Consider the following 24,131-nt stretch of genomic DNA (forward strand, 5'->3'; position numbering starts at 1 on the left):
CTCGCGGTTCTCAGGCCGCCGGGGTGTCGCGGTCCGTCCAGCCCATGTCGGGGTAGCGGTCGCCGGCCGCTTCGAGCGCGTCGAGCGTCGCCCGCTCCTCCGCCGTGAGCGTCAGGTCCAGCGCGCCGACGTTCTCCTCCAGGTAGCGGACGCGCTTGGTGCCCGGGATCGGCACGACGTCCTCGCCGGCCCCGAGCAGCCACGCGAGCGCCACCTGGCCGGCTGTTGCGTCGTGGGCGGCGGCGATCCGCTCCACCGTCGCGACGGCGTCGAGGTTGCGCTGCAGGTTCTCGCCCTGGAAGCGGGGGAGGGTGGCGCGGAAGTCGCTATCGGCGAACTCCGTGAACGCACCGGTCAGCATGCCCCGACCCAGCGGGCTGTACGGGACGAGCCCGATGCCCAGCTCGCGGCAGACCGGCACCACCTCGTCCTCGATGTCGCGGCTGAACAGCGACCACTCGGACTGGACGGCGGTGATCGGGGCGACGGCCGACGCCCGGCGGATCGTCTCGGCAGAGGCTTCGGACAGGCCGATGTGGTTGATCTTGCCGGCCTCGACGAGCTGCGACAGCGCCTCGACGGTCTCCTCGATCGGCACCGACGGATCGGCCCGGTGCTGGTAGTAGAGGTCGATGTGGTCGACCTGCAGCCGGCGCAGCGAGTTCTCGACGGCCGTCCGCACGTAGGTGGGACTGCCGTCGACGAGCCCGTTGGGCATGCCGTCGGGGCCGAGCAGGATGCCGAACTTCGTGGCCAGCGTGATCTCGTCGCGGCGCGTGGCCAGCACTTCGGCCAGCAGCTCCTCGTTGGCGCCGTCGCCGTAGATGTCGGCGGTGTCGAGGAAGGTGACGCCGAGGTCGAGCGCGCGGTGCAGGGTGGAGATCGCCTCGGAGCGGTCGGCCGTGCCGTAGGCGTAGCTCATCCCCATGCAGCCGAGGCCGAGTGCGCTGACGGGAAGGGTGCCCAGGTGACGGGTGGGCAGGGACATGGGAACTCCTCGTTGCCGAGATGAACTGTTCACTCGAAGAACAGTTCATATGACGTGCTGAATCGCCCGACCGGTCGGCCGGGTACGGGGAGGTCGGGTCAGGCGGAGCAGGCTCCGCCGTAGACGGCGATCTTGAACTCGATGGTCTCCAGCGCGAACTGCAACTCGGCGAGCTGCGCCTTCACCGCGTCGCGGCGGGCGAGCATCATCGCCTGCCGTTCAGGAACCGTCGCGTCGCCCTGCTCGGCGAGCGCGACGTAGCGCTGCAGGTCGCGGATCGGCATGCCGGTCATCCGCAGCCGGGTCAGGAACACGATCCGGCCGAAGTCGGCGGCGTTGTAGACGCGGTAGCCGGACGCGTCACGGGCCACCCGGATCAGCCCGATGCGTTCGTAGTAGCGCAGGGTGTGCGCGCTGACCCCGGTGCGTTCGGCCATCTCCGCGATCGAGAGCGTGCTGCCCTCCGGCGGCGCGGTGGTCTCCTGGGCCTGCAGCCGCGCCATCGCCTGGTCGAGCAGTGGGGTCGCGACGTCCACCGATGCGGTCATGACGACGACGGTAGGCCTTCGAGCGCGCTCTAAGGCAAACGCTGCGGCGAACTCCACTCCTCGGCGAGGATCGACCACATCTCGACGTCCTGCTGCCGGTCACCGAGCCGCGACGCAGACCGCAGGACACCCTCGCGCGTCATGCCCAGCCGCCGGGCGACGGCGATGCTGGCCGTGTTCGCCGGGTTCGCCTGCCACTCGACGCGGAGCATGCCGCGCGCGTGGACGGCCCAGTCGATCATCGCCCGGCAGGCCAGCGTGATCAGCCCGCGGCCGGTCGCGGACGCGGCGAGCCACACCCCGATCTCGCAGGTGCGGCGGTCGTACTCGAACCGGCGGAACACCGTGCCGCCCACCAGCTCGCCGGCCGACCGGATGGCGTAGATGCGGCCGTCGTCGCGGGCTGCCCGCTCGGCGTAGGCCCGCAGGAACCGCTCGGCCGTCTCCTCGTCGTGCACGACGTGCCCCAGCGGGATCCACGGGTCGAGGTGCGCCTTGTTCGCCGCCACGAACTTCGCCAGTTCGGCGGCCTGCCACGGCTCCAACGCCTCCAGCGTGGCGTCGTCGGTGAGCCGGTGGGCAAGCAGACTCGGTGCCGATGGTTCGCTCGCAAGCTCCCTCACGCCAACAACCTCTTCTGCATCGGTGCCGGGAAGCGCACGGTGAACCGCACGTCGCCCAGCAGGGCCTCCATCGTGTGCGCGGCCCGGTCGATCTCCGCGCGGTGCTCGGCGCCGACGTCGGTGAGCAGCTCCGTGCGGATCGTGCCGTCCTTGCGCTGCACCCAACCGCCGACGATCCGGCCGTCCACCCAGATCGCGGGCCCGCCGTTGCCGTTGCGGTCGAACAGGTCCGGGACCAGCGCGGCGTCGAGGTGGAAGCCACGCTGCTTCCAGCCCATCGTGGACGGGTCCAGCCCCGGCAGCAGCACGGCCGACGGGCCGGGATCGGGCACCGGATCGACGTCGTCGGGCAGCACCCAGCCGGGCTCCGAGGAGTCGAGCCGCACCTCGACGGCGCCGACGTCGGCGAGCGCCCGCTTGGTGGTGGCGACCGTCCACTTCATCCACCAGGCCACGTCCGCGGTGGTCACGGGTCCGAACGCGGCCAGGTAGCGGCGGGCCAGTTCGGCTGCCGCGGTGCGCGGGTCGAGTGGCTCGCCGAGGCCGCCGGGCAGCCACCCGTCGGCCGCGGCCCAGCGGTACTGGCCGTTGATCCACGTGCCGGTGGGGCGGGCGCGCAGCACGCGGGCGGCGAAGCCCAGCACCAGCAGCACCCGGGTGTGCCCCGGCTGCGGGACGGCGAGCGGGCCCCGGCCGATGTCGAGGCGCAGCTCGGCGAGCCCCGGCAGGAGCTGCCCGATCTCGCGCGCGGTGAGCGGGCCATCGGCCAGCACGGCGAGGACGTCGGCGGCCGCCTTCTCGAACCAGGCGTCCGGATCGGCGATCCCGGCGCCGACCAGCGCCTTCGCGAGGAGCTTCTGCTGCTGGCGCAGGACGTCGAGGGTGGCGGCGTGATGGGCGACGTTCGCGGTCTCCCGGCCGAACACCCACAGCGTGCGGCGCATCGAGTGGTGCCGCACCAGCGTGCGGTCCTCGTACAGCGCCGTCTCGACGGGCCCGAGCGCCGGCTCCGGCATGCGCACCGCGGCCGAGAGGTGGACGGTGACCGGGTCGCTGGAGTGCAGCGCCACCAGCGACTCGGTGATCGCGACGGGGTCCGCGGTGCGCTCGGCCGGGACGAGGCGGTGCCGCGTCGCCAGCCGGGCGCGCCGCTGGGCGTCGTCGATGGTGGGGGCGGTCACGTTCCGACCTTGTCACGGCCGCGGCCGCTGTCCCGTCCCAGGGGTGACATCCGACGATGGAGGTTCCGATGCCCCGCATCCCCGCCGTTCCCGCAGCCGAGGCCGGGCTGGTCGGCCGGCTGATGTACGCCTACATGCGCCGCCGCCTCGGCGACGTGCCGGAGCCGTTCGCGGTGCTCCGCAACAACCGGAAGGTGTTCTGGGCGGCCGGCGTGGCCGAGCTGGCCTACGAGAAGGCCTGCACGCAGCTCCCGAAGCGCGTGCGGGAGCTCGCCGTCTACCGCGCCGCGACGCGGGTGGGCTGCTCGTGGTGCGTCGACTTCGGCACCATGCTGCAGCGCCTCGACGGGCTCGACGTCGACCGCCTGCAGCACATCGACGACTACGCCGACCACCCGCTCTACGACGAGCACGAGCGGCTCGCGATCGCCTACGCCGACGCGATGACCGCGCAGCCGATGACCGTGACCGACGAGCAGGTCGCCGCGCTCGAGGCCGCGTTCGGCAGGGCCGGGCTCGTGGAGCTGACCGCCCAGATCGGGCTGGAGAACATGCGGGCCCGGACCTACCACGCGCTCGGCATCACCGACCAGGGCTTCGACGCGGCCTGCAAGGTGCGGGGCTAGATCACCAGGCGATCCGGCCGGCGTCGTCGAAGAACCCGCCGGTCGGCCCGTCGTCGGGCAGAGTCGCGAGGTGGATCGCGATCGCTGCGCCCTGTGCCGGGGTGCGCACGCCGCGGAAGCCGTTGAGGTCGGTCGCCGTGTACCCCGGGCAGGCCAGGTTGATCAGGATGTTCGTGTCGGCCAGCTCCTTGGCGTACTGCACCGTGACGGCGTTGAGGAACGTCTTCGACGGCGAGTAGGCGGCGGCGATCGGGCCGGTCTCGGCGCCGGGCGTGGTCTGGAGGGTGAGCGACCCGACGGTGCTGGACATGTTCACGATCCGCGGTGCGGCCGAGCGGCGCAGCATCGGCAGCATCGCGTTCGTGACCCGCATGACGCCGATGACGTTGGTCTCGACGACCTCCCGCATCGTCGCCGGATCGGCAGTCGTCGGGGTCATGACCCTCCCGCCGGTGATCGCGGCGTTGTTGACGAGCACGTCGAGGCCGCCGGCGTGCTCCTCGATCAAGGCTGCGGCGGCGGCCACGCTCGCGTCGTCGGTCACGTCGAGCGGCACGCCGAACGCGTCGGCCCCGCCGGCGCGCAGCTTCGCCACGGCGTCGGCGCGCCGCACCTCGTCGCGGGCGCCGACCCCGACCTGCCACCCGAGCGCGCCCAGGCCGGCCGCGATCTCGTACCCGATGCCCTTGTTCGCGCCGGTCACCAGCGCGATCGTCCGTTCACTCATGGGTTCCAGCCTGCGCGTGGAGCTGATGGGAAGGCCAAGACCGATCGAGTGCGCAGCGATACTCCGCGGGTATCGATCCGCGTAGGGTGATCGGGTGGAGACGCGAGAGCTGCGGTACTTCGTCGCCGTGGCCGAGGAACTGCACTTCGGGCGGGCGGCGCAACGCCTCGGCATCGCGCAGCCCCCGCTGTCGCGCGCGATCGGCCGGCTCGAACGCCGGCTCGGGGCGACCCTGCTGCACCGCACCAGCCGCGCGGTCAGCCTGACCGAGGCAGGGGCGGTGCTCCTGCGCGAGGCCCGGGCGGCGCTCGACGCCGTCGAGGCCGCCGAGCGGCGCACCCGCCGGGCCGCGACCGGGTCTGCCGGCATCGTGCTCGTCACGAAGGCCGGCGCGTCCGGGGAGCTGCTCGCGAAGCTGCTCGACGCCTACGCCGCCGAGCCGGACGCCGTGCCCGTCGAGGTGCTGCTGTGCGGGATCGGTGAGCAGGTCGGCCTGCTGCGGGACGGCCGGGCCGACGTCGCGCTGCTGCACCGGCCGTTCGACTCGACGGCCGGCTTCGACGTCGAGGAGCTCGACACGCAGGCGCAGGTCGCGGTCCTGCCGGCCGGGCATCCGCTCAGCGTGCGGCCGCTCCTCACGATGACCGAGATCACCGGCCTGCCCGACCTCCCGATGGCTCGCTGGCCCGAACCCGGCGGCAGCTACCCGGCCGGACCCGGGCCGGAGGTGCACAGCCAGACGCAGCTGTTCCAGTTGATCGAGCTCGGGCGCACCACGGTGATCCTCCCCGAGTCCTGCCGGAGCCACCTGAGCAGCGACCTCGTCGCCGTGCCGGTGATCGACGCGCCGGAGATCACCACCGTGATCGCGTGGCCGCCGCAGAGCCGCTCGCGGGCCGTCGCCGACCTCGTCCGCACGGCCACCCGGCTCTAACAGGCCAGCTTCGCCGGGTTGATCACCTGGTAGATGCCACTGATCCGGCCGTCGACGACCGCGATGGTGACCACGCCCGCCGGCAGGTCGCTGCCCGCCTGTGTGCGGACGCCGGCGGCGCCGTTGACCAGCACCGGCGTCCAGCCCGTCGTCAGCTCGGGGCCGTACCTCCGGAGGAAGCCCAGCAGCAGCCGGGCGACCTTGTCGGCCCCGCACACCGGCCGGCGCGCGGCCTTCACCGTGCCCCCGCCGTCGGCCAGGTAGACGGCGTCGGGGTGCAGCAGGGACACCAGCGCGGCGTGGTCGGCGCGGGCGAGCGCCGCGGCGAAGGCGGTGAGCACGGCGGCCTGCTCGGCGTCGCCGGCCGGAGGCGGGGGCGCGGCCTCCGCGACGATGCGCCGCGCCCGGGCCGCGTGCTGGCGGGCCGTGGCCTCGGAGCAGTCGAGCACGTCGGCGATGGCGGCGTAGGGCAGGTCGAGGGCCTCGTGCAGCACCAGGGCGACGCGCTGCGGCGGGCTCAGCCGTTCCAGCACGACCATCGCCGCCATCCGCACCCCCTCGTCCTGGACGACGGCGGCCAGCGGATCGTCCCTACCCGTCGTGAGCAGCGGTTCGGGCAGCCACGGCCCGACGTAGCGCTCCCGACGTGCGGCAGCCGACCGCAGCCGGTCCAGGCACAGCCGGGCGACCGTGGTGGTCAGGAAGCCGCGGACGTCCCGCACGTCGGCGCGCTCGGCGTCCGACAGCGCGGACCAGCGCAGCCACGCGTCCTGTACGGCGTCCTCGGCGTCGACGAGGCTGCCGGTGCTGCGGTAGCCGACGCGCAGGAGGTGTGCGCGGTGACTCTCGAACGCTGCGGGATCGGCCGGCACCCGGCCAGCCTGCCACTCGGCCGAATGGACGAGTGATTCGGCAAGGGTCCGTACCGCAGGCCGAGGTGGCACGCCGTCCGGCCGAGCACAGTGGACGCATGACGATCTCGGACCTGCTCTCGATCACCGGGGCGGTGGCGGGCATGGCGGTGCTCGTCCTCATGGCCACCGTCCCGCTGCTGCTCGCGCTGCCCCTGCCGGGAGAGCGACGGCCCGCCCCCGCCGCGCGCATCGTGATCCCGGCCCAGCGGACCGCGAGCGACGCGCCTGCGCGGCACCGCGCCGCAGCCTGAGAACCTTTCAGCTACGCGAGGGGAACGTGGTGATCGTGACCGATCCCGCTCTCGACCAGGTGGTCTTCTCCCTGCTCACGGGCACAGGTGTCGCGTTCGCGGTGGTGCTCGTGCTCCTCGGCATCCGCCGGCTCGTGCAGCCGCGGCCCCGTGCCGCGGCCCCGCCCGTCGAGGAGGTCGAGCCGGCCGCCGAGGTGACCGAGCTCGCCGGGGAGCCGGCGGCGCCCGTCGAGGCGGAGGAGCAGCCGGGGACGCACGAGGGGGTGGAGGTGCCCGAGCCGCGCGACCCGGCGGAGGCACCCGTCGCCGCGCGCTGACGTCGGTCCACGGCCACAACCCCGGGCCGCCGGACCTGTCGGGGCACCGCTCTATGCTCGACGCGTGGCCGGCCGGATCCGCGAGAGCGACATCGCGGAGGTCCGCGACCGCACCCGGATCGACGAGGTCATCGGCGAGTACGTGGCGTTGCGCCCGGCGGGCGCGGGTTCGCTGAAGGGCCTCTGCCCGTTCCACGACGAGAAGACGCCGTCGTTCAACGTCCGCCCCAACCGCGGGGTGTTCCACTGCTTCGGTTGCGGCGCCGGTGGCGACGCGGTGGCGTTCCTGATGCGGATCGACGTGATCGGGTTCGTCGAGGCGGTGGAGCGGCTGGCCGACCGGATCGGCTACCAGCTGAACTACGAGGGCGGCGGCATGTCCGTCCAGCGCGACCGGGGCACCCGGTCGCGGCTGCTGGAGGCCAACAAGGCCGCAGCCGAGTTCTACGCGGCGCAGCTGCGCACCCCCGAGGCCACGCAGGCCATGGCGTTCCTCACCTCGCGCGGGTTCGACGCGGCCGCGGCCACCACGTTCGGCTGCGGCTACGCCCCGGCCGGGTGGGAGGCGCTCACCAACCACCTGCTGGGCAAGGGCTTCACGTTCGAGGAGCTGGAGAAGGCGGGCCTGTCGCAGATGGGGCAGCGCGGCCCGCGCGACCGGTTCCACCGCCGGCTGCTGTGGCCGATCCGCGATCTGGGCGGCGACGTCGTCGGCTTCGGTGCGCGGCGGCTGTTCGACGACGACCGCATCGAGGCGAAGTACCTGAACACGTCCGAGACGCCGGTCTACAAGAAGACGCAGGTGCTGTTCGGGCTCGACCTCGCCAAGCGGGAGATCGCGAAGCGCCGCCAGGTGGTGGTGGTCGAGGGCTACACCGACGTGATGGCGATGCACCTGGCCGGGGTGCCCACCGCGGTGGCGTCCTGCGGCACGGCGTTCGGTGCCGAGCACGTCGCGGTGATCCGCCGGTTGATCGGCGACGACTCGTTCGACCTCGGCGAGGTCATCTACACGTTCGACGGCGACGCGGCCGGCCAGGCCGCGGCGTTGAAGGCGTTCGAGGGCGACCAGAACTTCGCCGCGCAGACGTTCGTGGCGATCGCGCCGGATGGGCAGGACCCGTGCGAGCTGCGGCAGTCCGGCGGCGACACCGCGGTGCGCGACCTGGTGGCGCGCCGCGAGCCGCTGTTCGAGTTCGCGATCCGCTCGATGCTGCGCGAGCACGACCTCGACACCGCCGAGGGTCGGGTGGCCGCGCTCAAGCGCACGGTGCCCGTCGTGGCGAAGATCCGCCGCGAGGAGCTGCGCGACGAGTACGCGCGCCGGCTGGCCGGCTGGACGGCGTGGGACGACATCGCGATGGTCGTCGAGCGGGTCCGCGAGGAGGCCGGCGGCGGTCGCGCAGCGGTTCGGCGGCGCGCGGCACCCGTCCCGTCGCGCGACGATCCGCGGCTGCACCTGCAGCGGGAGGCGCTGAAGGCGGCGCTGCAGATCCCGGCCGTGGCCGGCCCCGACTTCGACGAGCTGCCGGTGCAGTCGTTCACCCACGCGGCGTACGCGGGCGTGCACGCGGCGATCGCGGAGGCCGGCGGTGCCGCGGCCGCGCGCGACGGCCAGCAGTGGATCGACGAGGTGTCCGGTTGCTGCGCCGACGACGTGCGGCCGCTGGTGATCGAGCTCGCGGTGGAGCCGCTGGAGCTGCCGAGGAAGAACCCCGACGAGGCCCGCTACGTCGCGAGCGTGATCAGCCGGGTGCGGTTGGGGCTGGTGGAGCGGCAGATCGCGGAGATCAAGTCGCGGCTGCAGCGCACCAACCCCGTCGAGGAGGCCGACGCCTACTTCGAGATGTTCGGCGATCTCGTGCCGCTGGAGCAGTACGCGATCAAGCTCCGGGAGCAGGCGGCGCGATGAACCGCCTGCTGCGGCGGCTGCTGGGGCGGGAGGTCGCCCCTGCCGGGTCGACCGGCGCTCTCGAACCCGACGAGCACGTGCTCGCCTTCGCCGCCCTCACCGGCGGCGGGCACCTGGTCGTCACCTCGCACGGGCTGTGGTTCCCCGACGGCGAGGGCGTGCGGCGGGTGGGCTGGCACCTCGTCTCCAAGGCGTCGTGGCAGGGCGGCGCGATCGTGCTGGTGGAGGCGGTCGAGGAGGAGTCGCTCGACGGGGTGGTGGTGCTGGCCGACCAGCGGCCCCGTCGGCTGGCGCTTGCCGAGCCGGGCCGGGTGCCGCAGGTGGTGCACGAGCGCGTCACCGGGTCGATCCGGTCGCGGCACCACCGCGACCTGCCAGGAGGGGGCGCCTGGTTCGTGCAGCGCAAGGTGCCCGGCCGCAACGGGTTCGTGCTGCAGGTGCGCCCGGATCCGGGCACCGATCCCGACGTGGTGCGCCGGTTCGCGGCGGATGTGGGGAAGCAGCTTCCGCGCTAAACAGTACAAGCGTACGGTTAGGTCATGGCGACGACCTGGGACCCTGCCGCGTACCTGACGTTCGACGACCTGCGTTCGCGCCCCTTCCACGACCTGATCGCGCGGATCGGGGCTCGCGAGCCGCGGCGCGTCGTCGACCTGGGTTGCGGACCAGGGCACCTGACGTCGCTGCTGGCAGAGCGGTGGCCCGGCGCTGAGATCGCCGCGTCCGACTCGTCGCCCGACATGGTCGCCGCCGCCCGCGACCGCGGGATCGCGGCCGAGCTCGCCGACGTCGACGACTGGGTGCCGGGCCCGACCGACGACGTCGTCGTCACCAACGCGGTGCTGCAGTGGGTGCCGCGGCACCGCGAGCTGCTGCCGCGCTGGATCGCGGCGCTCCCGGCCGGCGGCTGGTTCGCGATGCAGGTGCCGGGCAACTTCGACGCGCAGTCGCACGTCCTCGCCCGCGAGCTGGCGGCCGAGCCGCGCTGGGCGGACGTGATCGCGCTGCGCGGCACCGACGCCGTCGCGGAACCCACCGAGTACGCCGACCTGCTCGCCGACGCCGGCGCGCAGACCGACGTGTGGGAGACCACCTACGTGCAGCGGCTGACCGGCCCGGATCCCGTGCTGCGCTGGATCGAGGGCACCGCCCTGCGCCCGGTCCGGGACGCGCTCGAGGACGCGGCGTACGCGGACTTCGCCGCGGAGCTGGCCCCACGGCTGCGCACGGCCTACCCGCAGCGCCCCGACGGCAGCACCTGGTTCCCGTTCCGGCGGATCTTCGCGGTGGCCCACCGCCCCGCCTGACGGGGGTTGGCCCCACCTCCGGCGGGTGGTGCGCACCAGTGCCCGGGCTGCGGTCGGGCGCCAGGCTCGGCGCATGGCAGGGGACCGGGGGGCCGTCGTGCGGGTCGCGACGTGGAGCGCGCGCAACCCGTGGCGCGCGGTGGTCGGGTGGTTGGTGTTCGTGGCGATCTGCGTCGCGGCGGGTTCGCTCGTGGGGAAGAACAAGGGGGCCGTTGCCGACTTCCGCGTGGGGGAGGCCGGACGGGCGGAGGCCGCTGCCGAGGCGGCCGGGCTGGCGCCGCCGCTCGTCGAGCAGATCCTGCTCACGGCTGCGGCAGGCGGCGCGCCGGACCCGGCGGTCGCCGCAGACGTCGCGGCCCGGATGCGGGAGGTGCCGGGGGTCGACGGCGTCGGCGAGCCGGTCGCGTCGGGCGACGGGACGGTCGTCCGCGTGCCGGTGCGGCTGTCCGGCAACCCGGAGCAGGCGAAGGCCGTGGTGCCGCGCGTGCTGGCCGCCACGGCTGTCGCGCAGGCCGCGCACCCCGACGTCCGGATCGTCCAGACGGGGAGCGCGTCCATCGCCGTCGGGGTGAACGAGCTGCAGGGCAGCGACCTCGCCCGTACGGAGGCGATCAGCCTGCCGGTGACGTTCCTGATCCTGCTGGTGGCGTTCGGGGCGGTGCTCGCGGCGGGGATCCCGGTGCTGCTGGCGCTGTCGGCGGTCGCCGGCGCGGTCGGCCTGTACGCGCTGGCGTCGTGGATCTTCCCGGACGCGGGCGGCGCCGTGACCAGCGTGATCTTCATGCTGGGCATGGCCGTCGGCGTGGACTACTCGCTGTTCTACCTCAAACGGGTGCGCGAGGAGCGCGCCCGCGGGAGCGACGCGGCGGTGCAGGCGGCCGCCGCGACGGCGGGGCGCGCGATCGTCACGTCCGGGCTCGGGGTGGCCGCCGGCCTGGTCGGCCTCTACGTGGTGGACGACGTGATCTTCTCCTCGATCGCGACGGGGGCGGTGCTCGTCGTCGCGGTGGCGGTGGCCGGGTCGCTGACCGCGCTCCCGGCTCTGCTCGCCCTGCTCGGTGACCGGGTCGACCCGTGGCGCCGGCGGTCGTCCGGGCGGTTCGCCACACTCCTCGGTCCGGCGACGCGCTACCCGGTCGCGACGCTCGCCGGCACAGCGGTGCTGGTCGTGGCGCTGGCCTGGCCGGCGGTCGGACTGGCGCTGGGCACGTCCGGCAAGGACACGTTCCCGCGCGCCGTGCCGGCCGTCGCCGCGTACGGGGAGCTCACGGCGGCGTTCCCGACCGAGGGGATCGCGCACCTCGTGGTGGTCCGCGCCGAGCCGGACGCACGCGCGGCAGCGCAGGCCGGGGTGGACCGGCTCGGCGCCGCGCTCCGCGTCGACCCGGTGTTCGCGGGGTCGCAGCAGCGGCTGCGGACGTCCGCCGACGGCTCGACGTGGACGCTGGCGATCTCCCTGCCGGAGCGGGAGAACTCGGCGCCTGCCCGGGCGTCGCTGACCCACCTGCGGACGCTCCTGATCCCGGCCGCGTTCCCCGATCCGGGCGTCGACGTGCTGGTCAGCGGCGAGGTGGCCCGCGGCGTCGACTACGCCGCGCACCAGGCGGAACGGCTGGCCTGGGTGATCGGGTGCATCGCGCTGGCCACCTTCGCCGTCCTGGCGGTGGCGCTCGGCTCGCCCGTGCTCGCAGGGCTCGGGGTGCTGCTCAACGTCGCTGCGGTGGCGGTGTCGTGGGGCGTGCTGGTGCTGGTCTTCCAGGGCCACTGGGCCGAGGGGCTGCTCGGGTTCACCTCGATCGGCGTGGTCGAGGCGCGGGTGCCGCTGATGATCTGCGCGATCCTCGTCGGCCTCTCCACCGACTACCAGATCTTCGTCGTCAGCCGGATCCGCGAGGCGGTGGCGGACGGGGTCCCGACGCGGATCGCCGTCCGGGAGGGGATCGAGCGCTCCGCCGGCGTCGTCACCAGCGCGGCGGTGATCATGATCTCGGTGTTCGTGAGCTTCATGTTCATGACGCAGGTGGAGCTGAAGCAGGTCGGGCTCGGGCTGGCCGTCGCCGTCGCGTTCGATGCGGTGGTGCTGCGCGTGCTGCTGCTGCCCGCGGCCATGACGCTGCTCGACGAGCGGTGCTGGTGGCCGCGCCCGCCCCGGGTCGACTCGACGGACCGCGCCCTGTCCCACGCGTGACGCGCGCCGGCGCGCGTGCAGCGTCGAGGTGAGCGCGAGGAGCGCTGCCGACCACCCCCGCCGAGCCCGCGCCGCCGCGGGCGAACGCCTGCCCAGCACCCCCGCCGCGCGGGTAGGTTCGGTGCCGGTGCGGGCGTGGTGGCCGCACCGGTCCGCACGTGAGAGTGAGCGCGCATGCCCAAGCCCGTACTGATGACCGTCGACGACGATCCCGGCGTGAGCCGTTCCGTCGCGCGTGACCTGCGCCGCCGCTACGGGCAGGATCACCGCATCGTCCGTGCCGAGTCGGGCGCCGACGCGCTGGAGGCGCTGCGCGAGCTGGTGCTGCGTGGCGAACCGGTGGCCGCGATCCTGGCCGACTACCGGATGCCGCAGATGAACGGCATCGAGTTCCTCGAGCAGGCCATGGACATCGCGCCGCACGCGCGGCGCGCCCTGCTGACTGCGTACGCCGACACCGATGCCGCGATCCAGGCGATCAACGTCGTCGACATCGACCACTACCTGCTGAAGCCGTGGGATCCGCCGGAGGAGAAGCTCTACCCCGTCGTCGACGCGCTGATCGAGACGTGGCGCGCGGTCGGGGAGCGGCCGGTCGAGGACATCCGCGTGGTGGGGCACCGCTGGTCGGCGGACTGCTTCACCGCGCGCGACTTCCTGGCCCGCAACTCGGTGCCCTACCGCTGGTACTCCGTCGACGAGCCGGAGGGGGCGCGGCTGCTGGAGGCCGCCGGCTGCTCCGCCGCCGAGGTGCCGCTGCTGATCACGCCGGACGGCACGGTGCTCTCCAACCCGTCGGAGGCCGCGATCGCCGACGCCGTCGGCCTTACGACGACGCCGACCGGCGACTTCTACGACCTGATCGTGGTCGGCGGCGGCCCGGCCGGGCTGGGCAGCGCCGTGTACGGGGCGTCGGAAGGGCTGCGCACGGTGCTCGTCGAGCGGGTCGCCACGGGCGGCCAGGCCGGGCAGAGCTCCCGCATCGAGAACTACCTCGGCTTCCCCGACGGCGTGTCGGGTGCGCAGCTCACCGACCGCGCCCGGCGGCAGGCGGCGAAGTTCGGGGCCGAGGTGCTCACCGCCCGCGACGTCGTCGCGCTGGAGGTGCGCGGCTCGGCACGGGTGGTGAAGTTCGGCGACGGCAGCGAGATCGCGGCGCACTCCATCGTGCTCGCCACCGGCGTCTCCTACCGCACCCTCGACGCCCCCGGCGTGGCCGAGCTGACCGGTCGCGGCGTGTTCTACGGCTCGGCGGCCACCGAGGCCCCCGCCTGCGCCGGCCAGCACGTGTACGTGATCGGCGGGGCCAACTCGGCCGGTCAGGCGGCCGTGTTCTTCTCGCGGCACGCCGCCGACGTCACGATCCTGGTACGCGGGGAGAGCCTCGAAGCGTCGATGTCGACGTACCTGATCAAGCAGATCGAGGCGATCGACAACATCATCGTCCGAACCCGCACCGAGGTCGCCGAGGCCTGCGGCGACGGGCACCTGGAGCGGCTGGTGCTCGCCGACAGCTCCAGCGGCGAGAAGGAGACCGTCGAGGCCGGCTCGATGTTCGTGTTCATCGGTGCCGCGCCGCGCACCGAGTGGCTCGACGGGCTGGTGGTGCGCGACGAGCGCGGGTTCATCCGCACCGGGCCCGACCTGGTGGTGGAGGGGAAGCGACCGAGCGGGTGGACGCTCGACCGCGACCCGTACCACCTGGAGTCGAGCGTCCCCGGCGTGTTCGTCGCCGGGGACGTGCGGGCCGACTCGGTGAAGCGGGTGGCCTCCGCCGTGGGCGAGGGGGCGATGGCCGTCACGCTGGTGCACCGCTACCTGTCCGACCAGTAGCGGACACGGTCCTCGCAGAGGTCGGGGCGTCGTCGCAGAGGTTCGAACTGCTGCGAGGACGACCGTCCCTCTGCGAGGTAGTCCTAGCCCACCGCCTCGTCGGCGGGGTCGGGCAGGTACTTGCGGGCCTCGAGCGGGTCGGGGCGCGGGCGGCGCGGCTCGCGCACCCCGCCCTCCCCGCGGTCGACCCACAGCAGCACGCGGGTGCCGGGCGGCACGTTCGCGCCGGACTCTGGGCTCTGGTCGGTGACGACGGCGCTGGCCGGGGCCATCTCCAGCACGCTCTCCGGGTCGCCGGCCACGGCGACGAGGCCGAGGTCGGTCAGGGTGCGTCGCGCGTCGAGCACCGCGAGGCCGACGACGTTCGGGACGCGGACCCGCTTGCTCCGGCGCAGCCGCCCGACCTCGCGTTCCGCCGCCGACCACAGCTCTTCCGTCGCCCGCTCGACCGGCCCGGCCGGCGACTCGTCCAGGTCGCGCCACTTCTCCCACGCCGACTGCCGCGTGACGCCGAGCCGGGTCGCGATCTCGGCCCACGATCGCCCCCGCTGACGTGCGCAGCGCACCGCGCGCAGCTCCACCTCGTCGAGCAGCCGACGCACCTGGCCGACGTCGCCGAGCGCGTCGAGCGGCTCCGGTTCGCGGTCACGGCTGCCCGGACCGGTCACCCGGTCGTCGAGCCAGGTGCCCAGCCGCTTCCACGCCCTCCGGGCCTCCCGCCACTGACCTGCACCCACCGCGTCACCTCCGTCAGGCTCCCTTGACGTCTGCTGCAAGGATGCCCTGACAACGCGGCGACGTCGAGCAGAGTTCCCACCCCACGGCGCCGCGCGCGGTTACATTGGACCCGTGACCTTGCCCGCGCACCTGCCCGCCGACGAGCTGCGCACCCTGTTCCTGTTCACCGACCTCGACGACGACCAGCTCGCCTGGATCGCCGAGCACGGCGACGTCGTCGAGGTGCCGGCGGGGGAGTACATCGTCCGCGAGGGTGAACCCGCAGACTGCTTCCACGTGCTGCTCTCCGGCACGATCGCGATGAGCCGGCTCGTGGGCGGCGAGGCGGTGGAGACCACGCGGACCGAATACCGCGGCGTCTACTTCGGCGCCGTCCAGTTCTACCTCAACGACGACAGCGCCCGCGACTATCCGGCATCGGTGCGTGCCGTCACCGACGTCGCCGTGCTGGCGTTGCCGGCCACCGAGTTCGCCGCACAGTTCAGCGCGTGGTTCCCGATGGCGGTGCATCTCCTGGAAGGCATGCTGCTGGGGATGCGCAAGAACAACTCCCAGATCGCGGAGCGGGAGCGGTTGCTGGCGCTGGGCAAGCTGTCGGCCGGGCTCACCCACGAGCTGAACAACCCGGCTGCCGCGGCCGGGCGGGCCGCCGACACGCTGCGCGACAAGGTCGCCGGTATGCGCGCCAAGCTCGCCATGATCGCCGACGGGAAGATCGCGGGCGACCAGCTGAAGAAGCTGGTCATGGCGCAGGACAAGTTCGTCAAGAAGGTCCGCAACGCGCCCGAGCTCTCGCCGCTGGAGGCGAGCGACCGGGAGGACGAGGTGGGCGACTGGCTCGACGACCACGGCATCGCCGGCGGATGGGACCTCGCGCCGGTGTTCGTCGCGGGCGGACTGGGTGTGGAGGACCTCGAGGCCGTCGAGACCGCGGCCGGCGACGCGCCGCTGGAGGGCGCGGTCCGCTGGCTCGCCTACACCGTGGAGACCGAGAGCCTGCTGCGCGAGATCATCGACGCCACGGCGCGCATCTCCGACCTGGTCGGCGCGGCCAAGCAGTACTCGCAGCTCGACCGCGCCCCCTACCGCTGGATCGACGTGCACGAGGGTCTGAAGGCGACCCTGGTGATGTTCGGCCGCAAGATCGGCGAGGAGGCGGGGATCCGCATCGTCAAGGACTTCGACCGCACGTTGCCGCAGATCCCGGCCTATGCCGCGGAGCTCAACCAGGTGTGGACCAACATCATCGACAACGCGATCGACGCGATGGACGGTTCCGGCACCCTCACGGTGCGCACCGGCCGCACCGAGGACCGGCTGTTCGTCGAGATCGGCGACACCGGGCCGGGCATCCCGCCGGACGTGCGGCGGCGGATCTTCGAGCCGTTCTACACGACGAAACCCGTCGGGCGCGGCACCGGCCTCGGCCTCGACGTCTCGTACCGGGTGGTCGTGAACCGCCACCACGGCGACATCCAGGTCGAGTCCGAGCCGGGCAACACCCGGTTCCGGGTGCTGCTGCCGCTCACCGAAGAGACGGACTCCGCCTCGTGATGCCCGACCCGCTGGCCGTGGTCGAGGCCGGCTTCACGTCCCGCACGGCGGTCGAGCTGCGGCTCGGCGCGCACCCCGTCACCGTCGACCCGGCCGACCGCTCCACGCCGGGGCCGCTGCACCTGCTGATCGGCGCGCACGGCGCCGACGTGGCCTCGGCGGCGCGCACCCACCTGGAACGCGACGGAGACCCGGGCGCGGTCGAGGTGGTGGTCACGCTCGACGAGGGCGCGCCGCCGCTGCTCTACCGGCGGGTGATCCTGCCGGTGCACCTGCGCCGCGACGACGCCCACCGCCTCGCCGCGGCGCTGGACCACACCGACACCACCCGGCTGCTGCGGCCCGCCTTCACCATCCGCACGGTGGTGGAGTTCGACGGGGAAGCGCTGAACTAGGCGGGTTGATCACCGAACCGGGCGGGCGGCGCCGACCGCCGCCGCGGCCTCCGGGTTGCGCTCGGCGAGCCCGGCGATGACCCCGTCGATATCGGCGTCGGGCCGGTTCTGGCTCATCTTCACCTTCGCCTCGACCCGGCTGATCACCAGCTCGACGCCGACGATGGCGCGCAGCATCCCGTCCACGAACGTCGCGGGCGCGTCGTCGACCGTCCACGGTGCCGGCTGGTCCGACTCGTGCCGGTCGGTCAGCTCGCGCACGAGCCCGGCCAGCCACGCGGGGTCGTCGTGCACCACGAGCCGGCCGTAGACGTGTGCGGTGACGTAGTTCCAGGTCGGCACCACCCGCCCGTGCTCGGCCTTCGTCGCGTACCAGTTCGGGCTGATGTAGGCGTCCGGACCGTGCACGATCACCAGGGACTCGCCGATCGCGGGCCGCTTCCACTGGTCGTTGGTGCGGGCCAGGTGCCCGCGCAGCGTGCCGGCCGTCGGGTCGTGCAGGAACGGCAGGAACGTCGCGACCAGCCCGTCCTCGGTCATCGTGACGAGGTCGGCGGCGCGGCGGCTCGCGAGCAGCTCGGTGACGGCGGCGTCGTCGGCGGCGAAGGCGGTCGGCACGTACATGGACCGAACCTACGTCGGTACGGAACGGCTCACTACCCGGTAATTCGCAGTGCTCCGACCGGCTCGGCTCCTACCCTCCGGGAACGACCCCGAGAGGAGACGACGATGACCGGCCCCCCGAACGCTGCCGAGCTGCGCGACCGCTACCTGCGGTTCTTCGCCGCGCGCGGGCACGCGGTGGTGCCGGGCGCGTCGCTCGTCCCGGACGACCCCGAGGTGCTCTTCACCACCGCCGGCATGCACCCGCTGCTGCCGTACTTCCGCGGCCGCGCGCACCCGGCCGGGTCGCGGATCGTCGACGTGCAGGGGTGCCTGCGCACCGTCGACATCGACGAGGTCGGCGACGACACCCACCTCACCTACTTCGAGATGCTGGGCAACTGGTCGTTCGGCGACTACGGCCGCCGCGAGGCGATCACGTGGAGCCACGAGTTCCTCACCGGTGTACTCGGGCTGGACCCCGCGGGCCTGCACGTCACGGTGTTCGCGGGCAACGAGGTGAGCCCGCGCGACGAGGAGTCGGCGAGCGTCTGGCGCGGGCTGGGCGTGGAGCGGATCCGCTACCTCGGCGTGGACGACAACTGGTGGTCGGCCGGCGCCGAGGGCCCCTGCGGACCCGACACCGAGGTGTTCTGGCAGGTCGGCGACGAGCTCGTGGAGATCTGGAACAACGTGTTCATCGAGTTCGACCGCCGCGACGGGCGCTACGAGCCGTTGCCGCGCCCGTGCGTCGACACCGGCATGGGGCTGGAGCGCACGCTGCTCGCCGTCGAGGGGGTGACGTCGGTGTACGAGACGTCCGCGCTGGCCCCGCTCGTGCAGGCCCTCGGCACCGGCGACCGGCGGGCGGTGCGGATCCTCGCCGACCACGTGCGGGCGGTCGCGGCGATCCTCGCCGACCCCGTCCCGACGCTGCCGGCCAACCACGGCCGCGGCTACGTGCTGCGCCGGCTCATCCGCCGCGCAGTGCGGGCCGGACGGGTGCTCGGCGTGTCGTCGGCGGAGTGGATCCGGCTGGCCGGCACCTGCGCGCCGGACCGCGCGGAGCACGTGGTCACCGAGCTGACGGCGGAGGTCGCGCGGTTCGAGCGGGCGCTCGACCGCGGCACCCACGAGCTGCAGCGCCGGCTGCGCGCGCTGGCCCGGCGCGGGCTGACCGAACTGCCCGCCGCGGACGTCGACGACCTCTACGACACCTACGGCCTGCCCGCCGAGATCACGCGGGAGCTGGTGGCGGAGGCCGGCGTGCGCGTGGCGCCGGCGTGATCGAGGTCGGCCGGCGACGCCGGACACTCCCGGCGCCGCCGCACATCGTGGCCGGGTCGCTGATGCGGCCGGACAGCGACCCGGTGCGCCGGTGGCTCCTGCTGCTCGCGGACGAGCAGCCGCCCACGATCGTCGAGGCCCGGTCGCCGGAGCTGGTGGTGTGGTCGTCGCTGTGGCCCAGTCGCCCCGACGCGCTCGTGCGCTTCGACGTCGCGCCGAGGGGAGAAGGGACGGAGCTGACCTGGACGCTGCTCGTCGCCGAGCCCGCGCCGGACGCGTCGAAGCTCGGGCACCTGCGCAAGCGGATCAACGAGCTGATCCACCGCGACCTGCGCTACAGCTACGGGGCGTAGGACCCACGGGTCGGGGCCGTCGGGCCAGGCGACGTTCGCTGATCAAGGGCAGAAGGTGGTCGAAGAAGATCAACTGACGACGGTTTGCCCTTGATCACCGACACCCTGGCCGGGCGCGATGACGCCAGAGCGATCGCCCGTCCCGGTGCGCCCCCGCCGACGGTTCCGACAGCCGCACCGTCGGCTCGGCCAGCCCGGCGGCGCCGAACGCGGCGCGCACGGCGTCGCCGACGGCGTCGACGCGGTCGAGCGGGGTGAGGGCGATCGCCGAGCCGCCGAAGCCGCCGCCGACCATGCGCGCGCCGAGGGCCCCGGCCACGCGGGCGGTCTCGACGGCGAGGTCGAGCTCCGCGCAGGAGACCTCGAGGTCATCGGCGAGCGATGCGTGCGAGGCGTCGAGGATGGGGCCGATCTCGGCGAGCCGCCCCTCCTCCAGCAGCGCGACCACCTGCTCGACGCGCGCGATCTCGGTGACGATGTGCCGGGCGCGCGGTCGGATCTCCGCCGGCAGGCCGGCGACGGCGGCGAGGTCGGCGTCGCGGAGCGAGCCGATGAGCGCGATCGACTCCTCGACGGCGGCCCGGCGCTGCCCGTACTGGCCGTCGGCGTGCGCGTGCCGCACCTTCGTGTCGATGACGAGGACGGCGAGCCCGGCGTCGGCGGGGGAGAAGGGAACCTGGCGGGTGTCGCCGTTGCGGGTGTCGATGAGGATGGCGTTGCCGGCCGTGGCCAGCAGCGACGCCGCCTGGTCCATGCCGCCCGTGTTGGCGCCGACCACCTCGTTCTCGGCGCGGATGCAGGCCTTGGCCAGCTCGGTGCGCGGCAGGCCAAGCTCGAACAGCTCGTCGACGGCGATCGCGGCAGCGCACTCCAGGGCGGCCGACGACGAGAGTCCCGAGCCGAGCGGCACCGACGCGGTGACGTGCAGGTCGATGCCGTGCACCGGGTGTCCGGCCTCCCACAGCGCCCACAGCACGCCGGCGACGTAGCCTGCCCAGCCCTTCGGCGAGCCCGGGCCGATCTCGGTGAGCTCGCCGTCGAACTCGCCGTTCTCGAACGCGCTGGTCAGCCGCAGCCGGTCGTCGTTGCGCCGCGTCACCTCGACGACGGTGCGCTCGGGGATCGCGAACGGCAGGCACAGCCCGTCCGCGTAGTCCACGTGCTCACCGATGATGTTGACGCGCCCGGGCGCCGACCACTGCCCTGTCATGCGGGTCCCACCTCTCGCAACCGGTCGGCGATCGCCTCCGGCGTGGTATCGCCGATCCATGCGCCGGCGCCCGACTCGGACCCGGCGAGGTACTTCAGCTTGCCCGGTGCCCGGCGCAGCGAGAACAGCTGCAGGTACATGCGGGTGAGCTCGCGCCCCTCACCGACGGGGGCCTGGTGCCACGCCGCGATGTAGGGCGGCTCCTCGCCGAAGAACGCGGTGAACCGCTGCAGGAGGTCGTGGTAGAGCACGGCCAGTTCCGCCCGCTCCGCGTCGTCGAGCGCCGCGAAGTCGGGCGCCTGCCGCTGCGGCACCAGGTGCGCCTCGATGGGCCAGCGGGCAGCGGCCGGCACGAACGCCGTCCAGTGCTCGCCCCGGACGAGCACCCGGGTGCCGGCCGCCTGCTCGGCGGCCAGCACGTCGGCGAGCAGCTCACGTCCGGTGCGCTGGTGGTGCGCCCGAGCCTGCGCGAGGAGCTGCGCCGAGCGCGGCGCCAGGAACGGGTAGGCGTAGATCTGCCCGTGCGGGTGCTCCAACGTCACCCCGATCTCGGTGCCGCGGTTCTCGAACGGGAAGACCTCGGCGACGCCGGGCAGCGCCGACAGCTCGGCGGTGCGGTCGGCCCACACGTCGATCACGGTGCGCACCCGCGACGGCGGCAGCTGCGTGAACGACGAGTCGTGGTCGCTGGTGAAGCACACCACCTCGCAGCGCCCGTTCGCCGGCCGCTGCGGCCACAGCGGGGTGTCGTCGACGTAGGGCTCGGTGTCGGGCACCGACCGGGCAAGTGACGGGAACCGGTTCTCGAACACGACCACGTCGTAGGACGGGTCCGGGATCTCCGTCGGCTCGCGGCCCTCCCGGGTCGGGCAGAGCGGGCAGTGATCGGCCGGTGGCAGGAACGTGCGGTTCATGCGGTGCGCGGCCAGCGTGACCCACTCGCCGGTGAGCACGTCGAACCGTGCGGTGGAGGCGTGCTCGACGTGCGGCAGGTCGCGGGTGTCCTTGGCGGGCTCGCGATCCTTCGTGACGTCGTCGAAGTAGATCAGCTCGCGACCGTCGGCCAGGGTCGTCGCGATCCGGTTCACGCGATCACCAGCCGCGAGCAGTGCGACTCCACGGCCTCGCGCGCCTCCGGCTCGAGCCCGTCGTCGGTCACCACGACGTCGACGTCCTCCAGAGCTGCGATGGTGATCAGACCCACCATTCCCCACTTCGAGCTGTCGGCCACGACGGCCGTGCGACGCGCGCTGCGCATCAGCGCGCGGTTGGTCTCCGCCTCCGCCAGGTTCGGGGTGGTGAACCCGGCGGTCGCGTCCATCCCGTGCACGCCCATGAGCAGCCAGTCGACGTGCAGGCCGGATATCGTCGACACTGCCACGGGCCCGGCGAGAGCGTCGGACGGGGTCCGCTCACCCCCGGTGAGGATCACCGAGAGGTCCGCCCGGCCCGCCTCGTGCAGCACCGACGCGACGGGCAGCGAGTTCGTCACCACCGTCAACCGAGGCACGGCCAGCAGCGCGCCCGCCACGAGGTGCGTGGTCGTGCCGGCCGAGAGCGCCACCGACGCCCCCGGTTCGATCAACGTGGCCGCAGCGTTCGCGACGGCGCGCTTGGCCTCGATCCGCAGGGTCGCCTTGGCGGCGAACCCCGGTTCGTCGACGCTGCTGCTGGCGTTCGTGGCGCCGCCGTGCACACGGGTGACCAGCCCGCGTCCGGCCAGCGCCTCGATGTCGCGGCGCACGGTCATGTCGGACACGCCGAGCCGCTCGACGAGGTCCGACACGCGGACTCCACCGGTGCTGCGGACCTCGTCGAGGATCAGTTCCTGGCGCTGCCGGGCGAGCATCGGGGTGATTATCCCTTCGTCGCGCCCAGCGTGAGGCCCGACACGAAGTGCCGCTGGAGGACGAAGAAGATCACCAGCACTGGCAGCATCGCGAGCACCGACCCGGCCGAGAGCAGGTTGTAGTCGGTGAAGAAGCGGCCCTGCAGGCTGTTGAGCGAGCTGGTGATCGGGAACTTGTCACCGGACTGCAGCAGCACGGTGGCCCAGAAGAACTCGTTGTAGACCCAGGTCACCTGCAGCGTCGCCAGTGCCGCCAGCGGTGGACGGCACAACGGCAGGGTGAGCTGCCAGAACTGCCGGAACACGCTCGCGCCGTCGACCCGGGCGGACTCGTAGATCTCTCCGGGGATGGTCTTCATGTAGTTCGACAGCACGAAGACGCAGAACCCCAGCTGGAATGCGATGTTGATCGCGATGACGCCCAGCGGGGTGTTGAGCAACGACCCCGACGAGCTCATCCAGTCCGGCAGCGGGATCGCCCGGAACATCCGGTAGATCGGGATGAGCAGCGACTGCGGGGGCAGCAGGTTCGCGGCGAGGAAGATCCCGAGCAGGGTGACGTTGAACCGGAAGCTGAACCTGGCGAGCACGAACGCCATGCACGACGCGAGGAACAGCGTGATCAGCACCGCCGGCGCCGTGATCACCACGGAGTTCCAGAAGTGCAGCCCGAAGTCGCCCTGGTTCCAGGCGTTGACGTAGTTCTGGAACGTGAACCCGCCGATCGAGGCGTAGCCGTGCACGGAGGTGTACGCGTAGTCGCGGAACGAGTTGAACAACGCCCACGCGATCGGGAAGATCCAGCACAGCGCCACAGCGGTGAGGAACACGTACAAACCGGCTCGTGACGAGCGCGGTCGCTGCGCCCGCGCGGTGGTCGCCGCGGCCGGCACGGCGACCGGCGAGGACGTGCTGATCGTCGTCATCGCTGCCTCGCCTCCCGCACCACGACGGTCACGTAGATCGCGACGAACACCGAGCTGATCACCAGCATGATCGTCGCCATCGCCGAGCCGAAGCCGATCCGGCTGGCCTCGCCCACGACGTTCGCCGTGACGAGCGTGGCGATGAGCTCCAACCCGTTGCGCCCCTTGTTGATCACCCAGACCAGGTCGAACGCGCGGAGCGACTCGATGACCGTCACCACCAGCACGATCACGTTGATCGGCCGCATCACCGGGAACACCACCCGGAAGAACGTCTGCCGCTCGCTGGCTCCGTCGATCGCCGCGGCCTCGCGCAACGACCCGTCCACCGCCTTCAGGCCGGCCAGGTACAGCAGCATGATGTACCCGATGTGCTTCCACGACGTGGCCACGATCGCGGCCCACAGGTTGTAGTCCGGGTTGCCGTACCAGTCGACCTGCGTGCCCAGGACCGCGTTGAGCAGGCCCTGGTCGCGCGAGTAGATCAGCTGCCAGACGAACCCGATCAGGGCCAGCGACAGCACGACCGGCAGGTACAGCGCCGACTGGTAGAAGGTGCTGAACCGGATCTTGCGGTCCAGCAGCACCGCCAGGAACATCCCGATCGGCGTGGCGACGATGAACAGCGCCGCCAGCCAGATCAGGTTGTGCTGCAGCGCCGGCCAGAACGGCGGGTAGTTCGTCGCCACGTTGACGTAGTTGGTGAAGCCGACGCCCTTGGCCGAGCTGATCGGCCCGATGCCGTTCCAGTTGGTGAACGACAGGGCGACCGAACCGAGCGCCGGGAGCCAGACCAGCCCCAGCACCACCAGCGTGGGTACCGCGACCATGAGCGTCACGACGACCCGGTCGGTCCGGGTCATCGTG

Annotated in this window: 26 protein-coding genes; 13 read left to right on the forward strand and 13 right to left on the reverse strand. The window is 72.9% G+C overall.

Features of this window, described 5'->3' with window-relative positions; genetic code table 11:
* Nucleotides 1-10 precede the first annotated feature (10 nt).
* From ACQEVB_RS33960 to ACQEVB_RS33975, 4 genes are all read right to left on the reverse strand, one after another.
* The gene (locus ACQEVB_RS33960; protein WP_432981481.1) at nt 11-988 is read right to left on the reverse strand and encodes an aldo/keto reductase; all 978 of its coding nucleotides are present in this window, start codon (nt 986-988) and stop codon (nt 11-13) included.
* A gap of 98 nt (nt 989-1,086) precedes the next feature.
* Entirely contained in the window at nt 1,087-1,536 is a 450-nt protein-coding gene (locus ACQEVB_RS33965) for a MerR family transcriptional regulator (protein ID WP_432981484.1), read from the reverse strand.
* A 29-nt stretch (nt 1,537-1,565) separates the two neighbouring features.
* On the reverse strand, nt 1,566-2,159 hold the full coding sequence (locus ACQEVB_RS33970; RefSeq protein WP_432981487.1) for a GNAT family N-acetyltransferase: 594 nt from the start codon (nt 2,157-2,159) through the stop codon (nt 1,566-1,568).
* A complete protein-coding gene (locus ACQEVB_RS33975) occupies nt 2,156-3,340 on the reverse strand; it encodes a winged helix DNA-binding domain-containing protein (protein WP_432981490.1) in 1,185 nt (394 codons plus the stop codon). Before ACQEVB_RS33975 ends, ACQEVB_RS33970 begins: the two co-directional genes overlap by 4 nt.
* A 68-nt stretch (nt 3,341-3,408) precedes the next feature.
* Between ACQEVB_RS33975 and ACQEVB_RS33980 the strand changes: the two genes are divergently transcribed.
* On the forward strand, nt 3,409-3,966 hold the full coding sequence (locus tag ACQEVB_RS33980) for a carboxymuconolactone decarboxylase family protein (protein ID WP_432981492.1): 558 nt from the start codon (nt 3,409-3,411) through the stop codon (nt 3,964-3,966).
* Between the two features lies 1 nt (nt 3,967).
* On the opposite strand, the gene ACQEVB_RS33985 is transcribed toward ACQEVB_RS33980, so the two are convergent.
* Nucleotides 3,968-4,693: an SDR family oxidoreductase gene (locus ACQEVB_RS33985; RefSeq protein ID WP_432981495.1), complete on the reverse strand. Its 726-nt coding sequence runs from the start codon at nt 4,691-4,693 to the stop codon at nt 3,968-3,970.
* Between the two features lie 94 nt (nt 4,694-4,787).
* Between ACQEVB_RS33985 and ACQEVB_RS33990 the strand changes: the two genes are divergently transcribed.
* Nucleotides 4,788-5,627: a LysR family transcriptional regulator gene (locus tag ACQEVB_RS33990; protein WP_432981498.1), complete on the forward strand. Its 840-nt coding sequence runs from the start codon at nt 4,788-4,790 to the stop codon at nt 5,625-5,627.
* On the opposite strand, the gene sigJ is transcribed toward ACQEVB_RS33990, so the two are convergent.
* Entirely contained in the window at nt 5,624-6,499 is an 876-nt protein-coding gene (gene sigJ / locus ACQEVB_RS33995; protein ID WP_432981501.1) for an RNA polymerase sigma factor SigJ, read from the reverse strand. The genes ACQEVB_RS33990 and sigJ overlap by 4 nt on opposite strands.
* Nucleotides 6,500-6,597: 98 nt before the next feature.
* Here sigJ and ACQEVB_RS34000 point away from each other — a divergent pair, with 98 nt between their 5' ends.
* From ACQEVB_RS34000 to ACQEVB_RS34030, 7 genes are all read left to right on the forward strand, one after another.
* Nucleotides 6,598-6,792 carry a hypothetical protein gene (locus tag ACQEVB_RS34000; protein WP_432981504.1) on the forward strand — a complete coding sequence of 65 codons (195 nt, stop codon included), beginning with the start codon at nt 6,598-6,600 and terminating at the stop codon, nt 6,790-6,792.
* A gap of 35 nt (nt 6,793-6,827) precedes the next feature.
* On the forward strand, nt 6,828-7,109 hold the full coding sequence (locus tag ACQEVB_RS34005) for a hypothetical protein (RefSeq protein ID WP_432981507.1): 282 nt from the start codon (nt 6,828-6,830) through the stop codon (nt 7,107-7,109).
* A 64-nt stretch (nt 7,110-7,173) separates the two neighbouring features.
* Nucleotides 7,174-9,021 (forward strand): DNA primase, encoded by a 1,848-nt coding sequence (gene dnaG, locus ACQEVB_RS34010; RefSeq protein WP_432981510.1) that lies wholly within the window; start codon nt 7,174-7,176, stop codon nt 9,019-9,021.
* Complete coding sequence (locus ACQEVB_RS34015) at nt 9,018-9,536, forward strand: hypothetical protein (protein WP_432981513.1); 519 nt, start codon at nt 9,018-9,020, stop codon at nt 9,534-9,536. The genes dnaG and ACQEVB_RS34015 overlap by 4 nt, the downstream gene beginning before the upstream one ends.
* Nucleotides 9,537-9,560: 24 nt before the next feature.
* Complete coding sequence (locus tag ACQEVB_RS34020; RefSeq protein WP_432981516.1) at nt 9,561-10,328, forward strand: trans-aconitate 2-methyltransferase; 768 nt, start codon at nt 9,561-9,563, stop codon at nt 10,326-10,328.
* Nucleotides 10,329-10,401: 73 nt separating this feature from the next.
* The gene (locus ACQEVB_RS34025; RefSeq protein WP_432981519.1) at nt 10,402-12,516 is read left to right on the forward strand and encodes an MMPL family transporter; all 2,115 of its coding nucleotides are present in this window, start codon (nt 10,402-10,404) and stop codon (nt 12,514-12,516) included.
* A gap of 174 nt (nt 12,517-12,690) precedes the next feature.
* Nucleotides 12,691-14,349 carry an FAD-dependent oxidoreductase gene (locus ACQEVB_RS34030; RefSeq protein ID WP_432981522.1) on the forward strand — a complete coding sequence of 553 codons (1,659 nt, stop codon included), beginning with the start codon at nt 12,691-12,693 and terminating at the stop codon, nt 14,347-14,349.
* Between the two features lie 83 nt (nt 14,350-14,432).
* Here ACQEVB_RS34030 and ACQEVB_RS34035 read toward each other — a convergent pair whose 3' ends face one another.
* Nucleotides 14,433-15,086 carry a PASTA domain-containing protein gene (locus ACQEVB_RS34035; protein WP_432981525.1) on the reverse strand — a complete coding sequence of 218 codons (654 nt, stop codon included), beginning with the start codon at nt 15,084-15,086 and terminating at the stop codon, nt 14,433-14,435.
* Between the two features lie 112 nt (nt 15,087-15,198).
* Between ACQEVB_RS34035 and ACQEVB_RS34040 the strand changes: the two genes are divergently transcribed.
* Nucleotides 15,199-16,641 carry an ATP-binding protein gene (locus ACQEVB_RS34040; protein ID WP_432981528.1) on the forward strand — a complete coding sequence of 481 codons (1,443 nt, stop codon included), beginning with the start codon at nt 15,199-15,201 and terminating at the stop codon, nt 16,639-16,641.
* On the forward strand, nt 16,641-17,036 hold the full coding sequence (locus ACQEVB_RS34045) for a hypothetical protein (protein ID WP_432981531.1): 396 nt from the start codon (nt 16,641-16,643) through the stop codon (nt 17,034-17,036). The genes ACQEVB_RS34040 and ACQEVB_RS34045 overlap by 1 nt, the downstream gene beginning before the upstream one ends.
* A gap of 9 nt (nt 17,037-17,045) precedes the next feature.
* Here ACQEVB_RS34045 and ACQEVB_RS34050 read toward each other — a convergent pair whose 3' ends face one another.
* Nucleotides 17,046-17,660: an FMN-binding negative transcriptional regulator gene (locus tag ACQEVB_RS34050; protein ID WP_432981534.1), complete on the reverse strand. Its 615-nt coding sequence runs from the start codon at nt 17,658-17,660 to the stop codon at nt 17,046-17,048.
* 105 nt (nt 17,661-17,765) lie between these two features.
* Between ACQEVB_RS34050 and ACQEVB_RS34055 the strand changes: the two genes are divergently transcribed.
* Together ACQEVB_RS34055 and ACQEVB_RS34060 are read left to right on the forward strand one after the other, a co-directional pair.
* Nucleotides 17,766-18,926 carry an alanine--tRNA ligase-related protein gene (locus tag ACQEVB_RS34055; protein ID WP_432981537.1) on the forward strand — a complete coding sequence of 387 codons (1,161 nt, stop codon included), beginning with the start codon at nt 17,766-17,768 and terminating at the stop codon, nt 18,924-18,926.
* Nucleotides 18,923-19,279 (forward strand): hypothetical protein, encoded by a 357-nt coding sequence (locus ACQEVB_RS34060; protein ID WP_432981540.1) that lies wholly within the window; start codon nt 18,923-18,925, stop codon nt 19,277-19,279. Before ACQEVB_RS34055 ends, ACQEVB_RS34060 begins: the two co-directional genes overlap by 4 nt.
* 94 nt (nt 19,280-19,373) lie before the next feature.
* Here the strand turns inward: ACQEVB_RS34060 and galK are convergent, their stop codons facing one another.
* The 5 genes from galK to ACQEVB_RS34085 are packed head-to-tail and all read right to left on the reverse strand — an operon-like array spanning nt 19,374 to nt 24,127.
* The gene (gene galK / locus ACQEVB_RS34065; RefSeq protein WP_432981542.1) at nt 19,374-20,489 is read right to left on the reverse strand and encodes a galactokinase; all 1,116 of its coding nucleotides are present in this window, start codon (nt 20,487-20,489) and stop codon (nt 19,374-19,376) included.
* Complete coding sequence (galT, locus tag ACQEVB_RS34070) at nt 20,486-21,577, reverse strand: galactose-1-phosphate uridylyltransferase (RefSeq protein ID WP_432981545.1); 1,092 nt, start codon at nt 21,575-21,577, stop codon at nt 20,486-20,488. The genes galK and galT overlap by 4 nt, the downstream gene beginning before the upstream one ends.
* The gene (locus ACQEVB_RS34075) at nt 21,574-22,338 is read right to left on the reverse strand and encodes a DeoR/GlpR family DNA-binding transcription regulator (protein ID WP_432981548.1); all 765 of its coding nucleotides are present in this window, start codon (nt 22,336-22,338) and stop codon (nt 21,574-21,576) included. The genes galT and ACQEVB_RS34075 overlap by 4 nt, the downstream gene beginning before the upstream one ends.
* Before the next feature lie 8 nt (nt 22,339-22,346).
* Nucleotides 22,347-23,264: a carbohydrate ABC transporter permease gene (locus tag ACQEVB_RS34080; protein ID WP_432981551.1), complete on the reverse strand. Its 918-nt coding sequence runs from the start codon at nt 23,262-23,264 to the stop codon at nt 22,347-22,349.
* A complete protein-coding gene (locus ACQEVB_RS34085) occupies nt 23,261-24,127 on the reverse strand; it encodes a carbohydrate ABC transporter permease (RefSeq protein WP_432981554.1) in 867 nt (288 codons plus the stop codon). The genes ACQEVB_RS34080 and ACQEVB_RS34085 overlap by 4 nt, the downstream gene beginning before the upstream one ends.
* Nucleotides 24,128-24,131: the final 4 nt, after the last annotated feature.

The organism is Pseudonocardia sp. CA-107938 (assembly GCF_050936315.1).
Lineage (GTDB): Bacteria > Actinomycetota > Actinomycetes > Mycobacteriales > Pseudonocardiaceae > Pseudonocardia.

Excerpts from the sequence above, each read along its gene's own strand:
- ACQEVB_RS33960 (WP_432981481.1), bottom strand. The coding sequence starts at position 988 with ATGTCCCTGCCCACCCGTCACCTGGGCACCCTTCCCGTCAGCGCACTC.
- ACQEVB_RS33965 (WP_432981484.1), bottom strand. The coding sequence starts at position 1,536 with ATGACCGCATCGGTGGACGTCGCGACCCCACTGCTCGACCAGGCGATG.
- ACQEVB_RS33980 (WP_432981492.1), top strand. The coding sequence starts at position 3,409 with ATGCCCCGCATCCCCGCCGTTCCCGCAGCCGAGGCCGGGCTGGTCGGC.
- ACQEVB_RS33985 (WP_432981495.1), bottom strand. The coding sequence starts at position 4,693 with ATGAGTGAACGGACGATCGCGCTGGTGACCGGCGCGAACAAGGGCATC.
- ACQEVB_RS34000 (WP_432981504.1), top strand. The coding sequence starts at position 6,598 with ATGACGATCTCGGACCTGCTCTCGATCACCGGGGCGGTGGCGGGCATG.
- ACQEVB_RS34015 (WP_432981513.1), top strand. The coding sequence starts at position 9,018 with ATGAACCGCCTGCTGCGGCGGCTGCTGGGGCGGGAGGTCGCCCCTGCC.
- ACQEVB_RS34020 (WP_432981516.1), top strand. The coding sequence starts at position 9,561 with ATGGCGACGACCTGGGACCCTGCCGCGTACCTGACGTTCGACGACCTG.
- ACQEVB_RS34025 (WP_432981519.1), top strand. The coding sequence starts at position 10,402 with ATGGCAGGGGACCGGGGGGCCGTCGTGCGGGTCGCGACGTGGAGCGCG.
- ACQEVB_RS34030 (WP_432981522.1), top strand. The coding sequence starts at position 12,691 with ATGCCCAAGCCCGTACTGATGACCGTCGACGACGATCCCGGCGTGAGC.
- ACQEVB_RS34045 (WP_432981531.1), top strand. The coding sequence starts at position 16,641 with ATGCCCGACCCGCTGGCCGTGGTCGAGGCCGGCTTCACGTCCCGCACG.
- ACQEVB_RS34050 (WP_432981534.1), bottom strand. The coding sequence starts at position 17,660 with ATGTACGTGCCGACCGCCTTCGCCGCCGACGACGCCGCCGTCACCGAG.
- ACQEVB_RS34055 (WP_432981537.1), top strand. The coding sequence starts at position 17,766 with ATGACCGGCCCCCCGAACGCTGCCGAGCTGCGCGACCGCTACCTGCGG.
- galK (WP_432981542.1), bottom strand. The coding sequence starts at position 20,489 with ATGACAGGGCAGTGGTCGGCGCCCGGGCGCGTCAACATCATCGGTGAG.
- ACQEVB_RS34075 (WP_432981548.1), bottom strand. The coding sequence starts at position 22,338 with ATGCTCGCCCGGCAGCGCCAGGAACTGATCCTCGACGAGGTCCGCAGC.
- ACQEVB_RS34080 (WP_432981551.1), bottom strand. The coding sequence starts at position 23,264 with ATGACGACGATCAGCACGTCCTCGCCGGTCGCCGTGCCGGCCGCGGCG.
- ACQEVB_RS34085 (WP_432981554.1), bottom strand. The coding sequence starts at position 24,127 with ATGACCCGGACCGACCGGGTCGTCGTGACGCTCATGGTCGCGGTACCC.